This is a genomic window from Micromonospora sp. NBC_00389 (assembly GCF_036059255.1).
GTDB lineage: Bacteria > Actinomycetota > Actinomycetes > Mycobacteriales > Micromonosporaceae > Micromonospora.
In genome coordinates this window covers 6,177,384-6,190,213 of record NZ_CP107947.1, presented here as the reverse complement: position 1 = coordinate 6,190,213, position 12,830 = coordinate 6,177,384, and the positions used below count along the sequence as shown (strand labels likewise).

Sequence of the window (12,830 nt, the reverse complement as noted above, 5' to 3'; positions counted from 1 at the left end):
CGAGAAATCAGGAGTAGAGAGCAATGAGCGACACGATCGCCACGCTGCCCGTCGTCGTCGAATCCGACGGCCGGGCGCTGACCGAGCTGATCACCGAGCGCCGCGCCGAGCTGCGGGCCACCCTGGCCGAGCAGGGTGGGTTGTTGTTCCGCGGCTTCGACGTGGGCGGAGTCGACGGCTTCGACCGGGTGGTCCGGGCACTGTCCGGTGAGCCGCTGACCTACACCGAGCGGTCCTCACCACGGCACGCCATCAAGGGCCGGGTGTACACCTCGACCGACTACCCGCCGGACGAGGAGATCTTCCTGCACAACGAGAACTCGTACCAGGCCCGTTGGCCGTTGACGCTGTTCTTCTACTGCATCACGGCGCCGCAGACGCTGGGCGCCACCCCGCTGGCCGACATCCGCCGGGTCTACCGGGAGATCGACCCGGCGGTACGGGAGGAGTTCGTCCGCCGCCGCTGGATGCTGATGCGCAACTTCCACGAGGACTTCGGGGCCAACTGGCAGCACGTGTTCGGCACCGACGACCGGGCCGAGGTGGAGGCGTACGCGGCGGCCAACCGGATCACGCTGGAGTGGGTGGGTCGCGACGGGCTGCGTACCCGGGCGGTCCGCGACGCCGTGCACCACCGGGCCGGCTCGGACGTTCCCCGCTGGTTCAACCACGCCACCTTCTTCCACGTGAGCAGCCTCGCCAAGGACCTTCAGGAAGGGCTGCTGGCCATGTTCGGCGCCGACGGGCTGCCATCGAACACCTACTACGGCGACGGCGGCGAGATCCCCGCCGACGTCCTGGACCACCTGCGCGCCGCCTACCGGGCCGCCAGCGTCCGCTTCGACTACCAGCGCGACGACGTGCTGGTGGTCGACAACATGACCGCCGCGCACGGCCGGGAGCCCTTCACCGGCCCTCGCAAGATCGCCGTCGCGATGGCCGAACCGCACACCCCCGACACCGATGGAGCACAGTGATGGCCGAACCCCGATTCCTGGTCGTGCGCAACGACGAGGAGCAGTACTCGATCTGGTCGGCCGACCGGGAGCTCCCGGCGGGGTGGCACGACGCTGGGTTCGCCGGCACCCGCGAGGAGTGCCTGGCGCACATCGACACCGTCTGGACCGACATGCGTCCCCGCTCGGTTCGCGAGGCGAGCCAGTGAGCGCGAGGAGTGCAGCGAAGCGGAGCCCCGCAGTCGCGAACGGAAGGCAGCAACGATGACCAGCGAGTGGACCTTCCCGGCCTCCTTCGCCCAGGAGCGGGTGTGGACGGCCAACCAGCTCGACGCCGGTTCGCCGGTCTACAACGTCTCGGCGCCGTGGCGGTTCCCGGCCGGCGTCACCGTGGCCCAGGCCGTCGAGGTGTTCGCCCAGGTCGTCGAGCGGCACGAGTCGCTTCGTACCCACCTGCGGATGGTCGACGGCGCGCTGGTGCAGGTCGTCCGGGCCGCCGAGCCGCTGGAGCTGCCGGTGCTGGACCTGACCGGCCTGCCCGCCGACGAGCAGGAGCGGCGCCACGCTGAGACCATGACCGAGCTGGCCCGGACCCCGATCCCGCTGGACTCCCCGCCACTGTGGCGGGCCCGGCTGGTCCGCTTCTCCGGCGAACAGCTCGGGTTGCAGTTCGTGGTGCACCACGCGGTCTTCGACAGCCACTCCGCCGTGCTGTTCGACGCCGAGGTGGCCGCGTTCGCCCGGGCCGCGCTGACCGGCGCGCCCGCCGACGTGCCGGAACTGCCCATCCAGTACGCCGACTTCGCCGTCTGGCAGCGCGGCCAACTCACCGGCGACGAGCTGGACCGGCAGCTCGCCTTCTGGCGCGACCACCTGGCCGGCGCGCCGGCGCTGACCGGCCTGCCACTGGACCGGCCGCGCCCCGCCCAGCTCGGCTTCGCCGGGGACGAGGTGCGCTTCGACCTCCCCGACGGGCTGCTGGATCGGGTCGGGAAGCTCGCTTCCGGCACCTCGGCCACCCCGTACATGGTGCTGCTGGCCGCCTTCGCCGCGCTGCTGTCCCGGATCTCCGGCGACCCCGAGGTGGTGGTGGGCGTCTCCACCGCTGGCCGGGACACCACCGAGCTGACCCCGCTGATCGGCATGTTCGTCAACCCGGTGGCGCTGCGCTGCGACCTGACCGGAGACCCGACCGTCACCGAGTTGCTCGGCCGGGTGCGTACCGGCCTGGTGGACGCGATGGAGCACGGGCAGGTCCCGTTTCAGCGGATCGTCGAGGCGGTCGCCCCGCAGCGCGACCCGTCGGTGCAGCCGGTGTTCCAGACCGCGCTGAACCTCATCCCGGACTCGGGCCTGGACCCGGTGCCGCTGGGCACCACCAAGGACGACCTGGCCTTCGACATCACCGGCGGCACCAGCCGGCTGGTCTACCGCACCGACCTGTTCGACCGGGCCACCGCCGAGACGGTCGTCGCCCGCTACCTGCGGCTGCTCACCGCCGCTGTCGCCGACCCGGGGACGCGGCTGTCCGCGTTGCCCCTGCTCGACGACGCCGAACGCGACCTGCTGCGCACCTGGACCGGCACCGGCCGCGAGGTGGCCCCGAGCAGCCTGGTCGCCGAGGTGGAGCGGCAGGCCGCCGCCACCCCGGCCGCGGTCGCCCTGATCTGCGACGGAACGGAGCTGAGCTACGCCGAGCTGGCCGCCCGGGCCAACCGGTTGGCCCGGCTGCTGGTCGGCCGTGGCGCCGGCCCGGAGACCCGGGTCGCGCTACTGCTCCCCCGCTCGGTGGAGCTGCTGGTGGCCATCCTCGCGGTGCTGAAGGCCGGCGCGGCGTACCTGCCGGTGGACACCGGCTATCCGGCGAACCGGATCAACTATCTGCTGACCGACGCGGAGCCGACGCTGGTGCTGGTCACCGCGCAGACGGCTGCGCTGGCCCCGGCCGACGCACTGGTGCTGGACCCGGCGACCGCCGCCGACCTGGACGACGCCGACCTCACCGACGACGACCGCCGGGCGCCGCTGCGCCCGGAGCACCCGGCATACCTGCTCTACACCTCCGGTTCCACCGGCCGACCCAAGGGCGTGCTGGTCGAGCACCGCGCGGTCACCGCGTACCTGGCCTGGGCCCGGGACACCTACCCGGGCCTGGCCGGCACCGCGTTGCTGCACTCGCCGGTCTCGTTCGACCTGACGGTGACCGGGCTGCTGGGCCCGCTCACCGCCGGCGGCACGGTCCGGCTGGCCGGCATCGACACGCCGGCCGCCCGGGCCGGCGGGCCGCCGACCTTCCTCAAGGTCACCCCCAGACATCTGCCGCTGCTCGACGGCGCGCTGTCGCCCACCACCGACCTGGTGATCGGTGGGGAGGCGCTGACCGGTGAGCAGTTGGCCGGCTGGCGGGCGGCGCACCCCGAGGTGGCCGTGATCAACGAGTACGGCCCGACCGAGGCCACCGTCGGCTGCGTCGCGGCCCGGATCGCGCCCGGGAGCCCGGTACCCGCCGGGCCGGTGCCGATCGGCCAGCCCACCTGGAACACCCGGGTCCACCTGCTCGACGCGGCGCTGAACCCGGTGCCGCCGGGCGTGGTCGGCGAGCTGTACGTGGCCGGGGCGCAACTGGCCCGGGGCTACCTGCGCCGCCCGGCGCTCACCGCCGAGCGATTCCTGCCCTGCCCGTACGGGCCGCCGGGGGAGCGGATGTACCGCACCGGTGACCTGGCCCGCTGGCGGGCCGACGGCACGCTGGACTACCTGGGCCGCCGGGACGACCAGGTCAAGATCCGGGGGATGCGGATCGAGCTGGGCGAGATCGAGTCGGTGCTGCGGGCCCGCCCGGACGTGGACGCGGCGGCCGTGGTGGTCCGCGCTGACGCCGGCGAGCCGACGCTGGTCGGCTACCTGGTCGGCCCGGTCGACGAGACGGCGCTCGCCGCCGAGTTGGCCCTTGAGCTGCCCGCGCACCTGGTGCCCGACGCGTTCGTCCGGTTGGACGCGCTGCCGCTGACCCCGAACGGCAAGCTGGACACCGCCGCGCTGCCGGCACCGGCCGCCGCCACCTCCGACGGTTTCCTCGCCCCGCGCACCGACGCCGAGGCGCTGGTCGCCGAGGTCTACGCCGAGATCCTCCAACTGGAGAAGGTCGGCGCGCTCGACGACTTCTTCGCCCTCGGCGGCAACTCGCTGCGCGGCATGCGGGCGATGGCCCGCATCCGCGCCGAGGTGGACGTGGAGTTGCCGATGCGGGCGCTGTTCAGCAGCCCGGTGGTGGCCGACCTGGCCGCCCAGATCGAGCAGCGGATCGCCGCCGAACTGGACGAGCTCTCCGAAACCGAGGTCGCCGCGCTGCTCGCGGCGGAGAAGGACACCCCGTCATGACCGACGTGAAGGATCCGGCCCGCGACGCCGCCCGACAGGCGCTGATCTCCCAACGGCTGCGCCGCCGGTCGGGTGGTACACCCGCCGCGCAACGGATCACGCCCCGCCCGCCGGACGCCGAGGTGCCACTGTCGTACGCGCAGGAGCGGGTCTGGTTCATGGACCAGCTCGCTCCTGGCGAGGCCGCGTACCACATCGCGGTGCCGCTGCGGGTGCGTGGCCCGCTCGATGTCGCGGCGCTGCGCCGCGCGCTGGCTGTCCTGACCCGGCGGCACGAGTCCCTGCGCACCCGGTTCCCGGCCGACTCCGACGGTCGGCCGACCGTGGTGCTCGACGACGCGGTCGAGGTGCCGCTGACCGTGCTGGACGCCGTCGACGAGGCCGCCGCTCAGGCGCTGGTCGACCACGCCGCCGCGGAGCCGTTCGACCTGGCCAACGGGCCGCTGCTGCGCGCTCTGCTGATCCGGCTGGCGCCGACCGAGCACGTGCTCTTCCTCGGCCAGCACCACATCGTCGGCGACGGCTGGTCGGTGGACGTGCTGCTGCGCGACCTGATCACCGGCTACCGCGACGGGGAACTGCCCGCCCTGCCGGTGCAGTACGGCGACTTCGCGGTCTGGGAGGCGCGGGAGCTGGCCGGTCCGGGCGCCCGTCGGCACCTGGACTGGTGGAAGGGGCGGCTGGCCGGGATCACCCCGCTGGAGTTGCCGCTGGACCTGCCCCGTCCGGCCACCCAGACCTACCGGGGCGACTTCGTCGAGTTCACTGTGGACAGGGTCGCCACCGATGGGCTGCGGGCGCTGACCCGCTCCTACGGCGGCACGCTGTTCATGACGCTGCTCGCCGCGTACCAGGTGTTCCTGGCCCGGCACTCCGGGCAGGACGACTTCGCGGTCGGCGCGTCGGTGGCCGGCCGGTCCGCACCGGAGCTGGAGAACGTGGTCGGCATGTTCGTCAACATGTTGCCGATGCGCGCCGAGCTGGCCGGCGACCCGACCTTCACCGAGCTGTTGGAGCGGACCCGGCGCGCGGTGCTGGACGGGCTGGAGCACGCCGAGGTGCCGTTCGCGCGGGTGGTGCACGAGCTGGGGCTGCCCCGCGACGTCAGCCGCTCACCGGTGTTCCAGGCGATGTTCGTCCTGCAGAACTACGAGATGGGCCGCTTCGACGGGGTCGCCGAGGACGCCGGGGTCGGCTTCGAGTGGCATCCGATGGAGCTGCGCGCCACCCGCTTCGACTTCGAGCTGCACGCCGTCGAGACCGGCGACGGGCTCTGGGGCAAGCTGGTCTTCAACACCGACCTGTTCACCCGGGCCACCGTCGAGCGGATGGCGCACCGGCTGACCACCCTGCTGCGCGCCGTGGTCGCCGTCCCGGACCGGCCGGTCTCCACGCTGGATCTGCTCGCCCCCGCCGAGCGGGAGCTGCTCGCCGGGTGGAACGACACCGCCGGCGACTTCCCCCGGCAGCAGACCCTGCACGCCCCGATCGAGGAGCGGGCCGCCCGTACGCCGGACGCGGTGGCGCTGACGTTCGCCGGCCGCTCGGTGACGTACGCCGAGCTGAACGCGGCGGCGAACCGGATCGCGCACCGGCTGCGCGCCTGCGGAGTAGGCCCGGAGACCCTGGTCGGGGTCTGCGCGGAACGCTCCGTGGAGCTGGTGGCCGGCCTGCTCGGCGTACTCAAGGCCGGTGGCGCGTACCTGCCACTGGACCCGGAGTACCCGGCCGACCGGCTGGCCTTCATGGTCACCGACGCCGCCGCGCCGGTGGTGCTCGTCCAGGAGCACCTGCGCGACGTGCTGCCGGCGACTGACGCCAGCGTGCTCGCCCTGGACGACGAGTCGGTCTGGGCCGACCAGCCGGCCACCGACCCGACGCCGACAGCCGGCCCGGCCCACCTGGCGTACGTCATCTACACCTCCGGCTCCACCGGCCGGCCCAAGGGCGTGCCGAACACCCACCGGGGCATCGTCAACCGCCTCGACTGGATGCAGCGCACCTACCGTCTCGGCGCCGACGACGCGGTCCTGCAGAAGACCCCGGCCAGCTTCGACGTCTCGGTGTGGGAGTTCTTCTGGCCGCTGCGGGAGGGCGCCCGGCTGGTACTGGCCGAGCCGGGCGGTCACAAGGACGCCGGCTACCTGCGCGACCTGCTGATCTCCGAGCGGGTCACCACCGCCCACTTCGTACCGTCGATGCTCACCGTCTTCCTCGCCGAGGACGGCGTCGAGGCGGCCACCGCGCTGCGCCGGGTGATCTGCAGCGGTGAGGAGTTGCCGGTCGCCGCGGCCCGGGACTTCACCGCCCGGCTGCCCGGCTGCGGTCTGCACAATCTGTACGGTCCGACCGAGGCGGCGATCGACGTCAGCGCGTGGGCGTGCGACCCGGCGCTGCTGGCCGAGTTGACCAGCGTGCCGATCGGCGCGCCGATCAGCAACCTGCGGCTGCACGTGCTGGACGCCCGGGGCAACCCGTGCCCGGTCGGCGTCGCCGGTGAGCTGCACATCGGCGGCATCGGACTGGCCCGTGGCTACCACCGCCGGCCGGCTCTGACCGCCGAGCGGTTCGTCCCCGACCCGTTCGCCGCCGAGCCGGGCGCCCGGCTCTACCGCACCGGCGACCTGGCCCGCTGGCGGGTCGCGCCCGGCGTACCCGGCGAGGCGGACGACCGGGCCGGTGCCGCGCCGGCCGACGTGACCCCGAGCGGCGGCGACGCTGGCGGCCCGCCCGGCGGGGTGCTGGAGTTCCTCGGGCGGATCGACCACCAGGTCAAGCTGCGCGGGCTGCGCATCGAGCTGGGCGAGATCGAGAGCGCGCTGCGCGCCCAGCCGGGGGTGACCGAGGCGGTGGTGCTGGTCCGCGAGGACGCCCCCGGCGACAAGCGGCTCACCGGCTACCTGGTCGGCGCGGCCGAGCACGACACGGTCAAGGCGGCGCTGAAGGAGACCCTGCCCGAGTACATGGTGCCGGCCGCGTTCGTCACGCTGGACGCGCTGCCGCTGACCCCGAACGGCAAGCTGGACCGCAAGGCGCTGCCCGCGCCGGTGGTCACCCGCGCCGCGTCGGTGGCGCTGGTCGAGCCGCGCGACGACACCGAGCGGCTGCTCGCCGGCATCTGGTCCGACGTGCTCGGGGTGGACACCCTCGGCATCGACGACGACTTCTTCGACCTGGGTGGGCACTCGATGCTCGCCACCCAGGTGGTGGCCCGGATCCGCAAGGCCGAGCACGGCGGGCGGCCGGTCGGCGTGATGGACCTGTTCCAGCAGCGGACCATCCGCGACCTGGCCACCTTCATGTCCGGCGGCGGCGAGGGCGACGGGCCGCGCCGGCTGCTCTACGAGCTGACCAAGCCGATTCCGGCGGCGCAGCGGGTGATCACCTACGTCTGCGTGCCGTACGGCGGCGGCAGCGCGATCGTCTACCAGCCCCTCGCGGACGCGCTGCCGGCCGGGCATGCGCTGTGGTCACTGGCCATCCCCGGCCACGACGTGGGGCTCACCGAGGACGCGCTGCCCTTCGACGAGCTGACCACCCGGGTCGCCGAGGAGATCCTGGAGCGCGTCGAGGGTCCGCTCGCCCTGTACGGGCACTGCGGCGTCGGCAGCGCGATCGTCGCCGAGGTGGCGCGCAAGGTGGAGGCCGCCGGTCGGGAGTTGACCGCGCTCTACATCGGCGCGATGTTCCCGTTCGCCCGCCCGAAGGGACTGTTCGCGGCGGTCCGCACCCGACTAGAGAAGCTGCGCAGCAACAAGCACTACGCGAGCTGGCTAAAGTCGATGGGGGTGGACACCGACGAGCTGGACCCGGAGCAGGCTGACCGGATCATCAGCAACATGCGGGCCGACTCCCGAGCCTCGGAGGAGTACTTCACCGACCTGCTCGACCGGCGCGCGGTGAAGCTGCGCGCCCCGATCATCTCGGTGGTCGGCTCGGAGGACCCGGTCACCGACTACCACACCGAGCGGTACGCCGAGTGGCAGTTCCTCAGCGACCGGCTGGCGCTGGTCGTGCTCGACCAGGCCGGGCACTTCTTCCTCAAGTACCGGGCGCAGGAGTTGGCCGAGATCGTCACCCGGGTGCACCCGGCGCTCGCCGCCGGCGACGTCTCCGCCCTGACCCCGGCGGCGCGCGGTGAGGACGCCGGCTGGGCGGTGGCCGACACCCGCGGGGTCGACGACATCACCGGTCCGGAGCAGCCGGTGGTCCGCCCGAGCATGGCCCGGTTCGTGGCGGTCACCGCAGGGCAGTTGGTCTCCACCACCGGCTCCGCGCTGACCGCGTTCGCCCTGCCGATCTGGCTGTTCACCCGCACCGGCTCGGTGGCCAACCTGGGTCTGCTCTGGGCACTCGCGCTGGTCTGCGGGGTGCTGATGCTGCCGGTGGCCGGCGCGATCACCGACCGGGTCAGCCGGCGGAAGATCATGATGATCGCCAGTTGCAGCGCCGGCTCGATCCAACTCGTGCTCGCCGCGCTGCTCTGGACCGACAACCTGGCGCTCTGGCACATCTACGCCCTGGTGGCGCTGAGTCAGGTGGCCGGGTCGTTCCAGCGCATCGCGTTCCAGTCGGCCGTGCCGCAACTGGTGCCCAAGCGCTACCTGGGGCACGCGATGGGCATCACCCAGCTCTCCAACGGCTTCGGCATGCTGCTGATGCCGGTCTTCGCCGCGGGTCTGCTGGCCGCCATCGACCTCAAGGGCATCCTGCTGCTGGACGTCGTCAGCTACCTGGTCGCGGTGGTGACCCTGTCGTTGGTCCGCTTCCCCGACCTGCTCGGCTGGCGGCCCAAGGAGCGGCTGCTGGTGGCGATCGCCAACGGCCTGCGCTACTCGTGGCGGCACCGCGGTTTCCGGCTGATGCTGGGCTACTTCGCGCTGGGCAACATCTTCCTGGCCCCCGCGCTGGTGCTCACCACCCCGCTGGTGCTCTCCTTCGGCAGCGCCACGCAGGTGGCCCAGGTGGCTCTCGCCGAGGCGGTCGGCGCGGTCGCCGGTGGCGTGCTCATGTCGCTCTGGGGCGGGCCCCGACACCGGCGCATGATCGGCGTACTGATCGGCAACCTCGGCACCGCGCTCGGCTGCGTCCTGGTCGGCCTGGACGCCTCGGTCGCGATGATCTGCGTCGGGGCGTTCTGGCTGGCCATGTCGATGACCACCGCGCAGTCCATCTACGCCACCATCGTCCAGGTCAAGGTGCCGCAGCGTTTCCACGGCCGGGTGTTCAGCCTCAACCAGACCATCTCCTGGTCGACGCTGCCGATCGGCTTCGCGCTGCTCGCCCCGGCGGCGACCAGCCTGTTCGAGCCGCTGCTCGCCTCGGACGGGGCGCTCGCCGGGTCGGTGGGCGCCGTGATCGGCACCGGCCCGGGCCGGGGCATCGGCTTCGCGTACGTCTGCTTCGGCGCGGCGCTGTTCCTCATCACCCTGGGCGGCTTCGCGATCCGGCTGCTGCGCCGCTTCGACCTGGAGGTGCCGGACTCGCTGCCCGACGACCTGATCGGCGCGCAGGAGCGGGAACGTCGGCTGGCGGCCCGCGCCGCGCAGCGCGAGGAGGAGCGGGTACCGGTCGGGGTGTGACGGGTGCGGGTGCCACCGCGGTGCCGCACGGCACTGCGGCGGCACCCATCGCGTAAGAGATCATGTTGGGGATTGGCCGGACCTGCCGAGCTGCGCCGTGGTACGAGTGCTCGGTGAATCCTGATGGCCGCCGTCAGCCGGGCGCCAGCCCGACACGGCGCGACCGGCTGGCGGCACGTGCGAAGGCAACTGCTGTTCGGGTTCGGGGTCGAGGTGGCCGGGCGGGACGACTGCGGCTGAGCCAACTGGAAGCCGCCCTGGTGATCTCGGTGCAGGCGGGCCTCGCTGCGGCTCTGGCCTGGTCGATCGGCCACGACCTGCTGGGCAACCCCGCGCCGATCTTCGCCCCTTCCGCCGCGGTCGGCACGATCGTCGCCTCACTCGGGCAGCGCGCACACCGCACGGTCGAACTGCTGCTCGGCGTCGGGCTCGGCATCGCCACCACCGACTTCCTGCTGAGCTTTCTGGGCACCGGGTTCTGGCAGACCGGATTCATCGTCGGATGCGCCATCCTCGCCACGCTTGTGCTGTTCGGGCGCAGTGGGGCTGCCGTCGGCCAGGCCGGCGGCACGGCGGTGCTGCTCGCGGCCCTCGCTCCGGCTCAGAAGGACCTGGAGTGGCCGCGGATCGTGGAGGCGATGGTCGGCGGCGTGGTGGGCATCGTGGTCGTCGCGTTGCTGGTGCCGTTGAACCCGATGCGGATCCTCGACCGTGACGCGGCCCCGATCTTCCACTGCCTCGCACGTCAGTTGCGAGAGGTTTCCGCAGCGCTGACGACGAGCGATCAGCAGCGGGCGGTTCGCGCGTTGGACGCCCTCCGCGGCATGGGGCCGGACCTCGATCGGATGCACCAGGCACTCAGCGGCGCCGAGGAGGTGGTCAGCCTCGCGCCGGCCCGTTGGCTGCGCCGTCAGGATGTGGAGCGGTTCGCGCGCGCGAGCCAGCTGCTGGAACGAGTCATCGAGCACAGCCGGGGAGTGGCCCGCCGCTCGGCGATGGCGTTGCAGTACAACGAGCCGATTCCGCCCGACCTGCCCGCCAGCGTCGGAAAACTCGCCGACGCGGTCGACCTGCTGCGCCGTGAGCACCGCGCCGGGCGCCCCACCGAGAGGACCCGCCACACGGTGCGCGCTGCCCTCCACCAGGCTGGCCGAGCCCGAGCCCAGGGGGTCGACGAGTTTGGCGACGCGGTGGTGACCCAACTGCGTACCGCCGCCAGCGACCTCCTTCGCGCCACCGGCTACGACCCGACAACGGCGAACGACGAGGTACGGAAGGCAGTGCAGGACGGCGAGAATTCTGTTCACGCGGGCGATGATTAGCGGCCTGGTCATCGGGCCGAGGCCCGGCCAGGCGATCCCACACGCCTGACAGCGCCAGGTGGGCCGCGAGGGACCGGCGGCGGGTCACAGCGTCACCCGCCGGGGTACGACCGACCGGCGCCGACGGACCGGGGCGGGTGGAGCCGTCAGCCAGCGCACACCCTCGGGCATCAGGTACAGCTCGCGACGGGCTACCGCGTCGCCGTGCGGGGCCAGCTCGTAGCACTCGATCCACAGCCAACCGTGGTAGGTGTGCCGGTCGGCCAGTACGCGGCTCACGCGGACGGTGACCGCCCGGACGAACTGCGGGCTCGCATCCCGGGTCAGGCGCAGCAGGTCACCGGACTGGATCGTCCGCTCTGCCACCTCGGCATTCGGCCTCGCGTCGGGCGTCTTCGGTGTGTCCGGCACGGCTTCCCCTCGCATCCGGTGATGGGAAGGGGGCCCGGCCTCGGTGCTCGCCGTCGGATCGGCCGGGCCCCCGGCACGAACGCGGGCGGCGGGCTTCTGTCGCCTCCACCACTCGCGCCGTCTACACAGCACCCTGCCGAGGGTTGCGTGACAATCACACAGCGTTAGATGATTTCTTCGGTACGTACCATTTGCTCCCGAAGGGACGCGGGCATGAACCATGCATTCGTCGCGGCGCTCGCCGAGGCGTGCGAGACGGCCGAAAGCCTGGCCGGTCGCATCGGTCTGCACCCGAAGACCGTCGCCCGGTGGGCAAACCCTGGGCGCATCCCGCAGACCCGGCACCGTGCCGAGGTAGCACAGATCCTCCGGAAGGACGTGCTGGAACTATGGCCGGACGTGCTCAACCGCCGTGAGCCGGTGTGGTTCCGACCGTGGGTCGACATCGAGCGTGAAGCGGTCGCGCTGCGGGCGTTCCAGCTCGCCTGGGTTCCGGGCCTGCTCCAGACCGAGGCGTACGCACGCGCCACTTTCAAGGGCCAGGCGCTGGCGCCGGACGAGGTTGACGAGTTGGTCGCAGCGCGTCTTGACCGGCAAGCGATCCTGAGCCGTGAGCGGGGACCCCTGTTCGTCGCGGTGATCGACGAGGGGATCATTCGTCGGCCGGCCGCCGGAGACCGGGCGCTCATGGCCGAGCAACTTGCCCATCTCCTGGCCTGCGCCGACCTGCCAAGCGTTCAACTCCACGTCGTACCGCATGACACGGCGACATATCCAGGACTCGATGGGCCGTTCACACTTGCTGAACTGCCCGACGGGACGCGAGTGGCGCATGTGGACAGCCAGGCCCGTGCGCAAATCATCGACCAGACGTCCGAGATTGGTACGCTGGAGCGGCGGTGGGAACGCATACGGGGTGAGGCCCTTCCCCGAGGGCGCTCCCTGGAACTCCTCACAGAAGCGGCGAGATCATGGACATGACCGGCGCACGGTGGCGTAAGAGCACGAAGAGCGGCGGCAACGGTGGCGACTGCGTGGAGGTCGCCGACAACCTTCCCGGCGTCGTCCTGGTCCGCGACACGAAGAACCGCGACGGCGGCACACTGGCCTTCAGCCCGACGGCGTGGCGCACGTTCGTCACCCAGGTCGCCGAGCGGTCGTAGGTGCTTCTGCCTTTC

At 72.3% G+C, this 12,830-nt stretch carries 8 protein-coding genes; 7 read left to right on the top strand and 1 reads right to left on the bottom strand.

The window, feature by feature from the left end; all coding sequences use genetic code 11:
• Window positions 1-23 precede the first annotated feature (23 nt).
• The 5 genes from OG470_RS29390 to OG470_RS29370 all read left to right on the top strand — a co-directional run bounded on the left by OG470_RS29390 (window position 24) and on the right by OG470_RS29370 (window position 11,241).
• A complete protein-coding gene (locus OG470_RS29390; protein ID WP_328417461.1) occupies window positions 24-977 on the top strand; it encodes a TauD/TfdA family dioxygenase in 954 nt (317 codons plus the stop codon).
• Window positions 977-1,165 carry an MbtH family protein gene (locus tag OG470_RS29385; protein WP_328417459.1) on the top strand — a complete coding sequence of 63 codons (189 nt, stop codon included), beginning with the start codon at window positions 977-979 and terminating at the stop codon, window positions 1,163-1,165. The genes OG470_RS29390 and OG470_RS29385 overlap by 1 nt, the downstream gene beginning before the upstream one ends.
• A gap of 55 nt (window positions 1,166-1,220) precedes the next feature.
• A complete protein-coding gene (locus OG470_RS29380; RefSeq protein ID WP_328417457.1) occupies window positions 1,221-4,337 on the top strand; it encodes a non-ribosomal peptide synthetase in 3,117 nt (1,038 codons plus the stop codon).
• Window positions 4,334-9,919 (top strand): non-ribosomal peptide synthetase/MFS transporter, encoded by a 5,586-nt coding sequence (locus OG470_RS29375; RefSeq protein WP_328417455.1) that lies wholly within the window; start codon window positions 4,334-4,336, stop codon window positions 9,917-9,919. The genes OG470_RS29380 and OG470_RS29375 overlap by 4 nt, the downstream gene beginning before the upstream one ends.
• Before the next feature lie 260 nt (window positions 9,920-10,179).
• Window positions 10,180-11,241 carry an FUSC family protein gene (locus OG470_RS29370; RefSeq protein ID WP_328417453.1) on the top strand — a complete coding sequence of 354 codons (1,062 nt, stop codon included), beginning with the start codon at window positions 10,180-10,182 and terminating at the stop codon, window positions 11,239-11,241.
• Window positions 11,242-11,325: 84 nt separating this feature from the next.
• On the opposite strand, the gene OG470_RS29365 is transcribed toward OG470_RS29370, so the two are convergent.
• Entirely contained in the window at window positions 11,326-11,667 is a 342-nt protein-coding gene (locus OG470_RS29365; protein ID WP_328417451.1) for a hypothetical protein, read from the bottom strand.
• A gap of 198 nt (window positions 11,668-11,865) precedes the next feature.
• On the opposite strand from OG470_RS29365, the gene OG470_RS29360 reads away from it, so the two are divergent.
• Window positions 11,866-12,633: a DUF5753 domain-containing protein gene (locus OG470_RS29360; RefSeq protein ID WP_328417449.1), complete on the top strand. Its 768-nt coding sequence runs from the start codon at window positions 11,866-11,868 to the stop codon at window positions 12,631-12,633.
• Complete coding sequence (locus tag OG470_RS29355; RefSeq protein ID WP_328417447.1) at window positions 12,624-12,815, top strand: DUF397 domain-containing protein; 192 nt, start codon at window positions 12,624-12,626, stop codon at window positions 12,813-12,815. The genes OG470_RS29360 and OG470_RS29355 overlap by 10 nt, the downstream gene beginning before the upstream one ends.
• Window positions 12,816-12,830 lie beyond the last annotated feature (15 nt).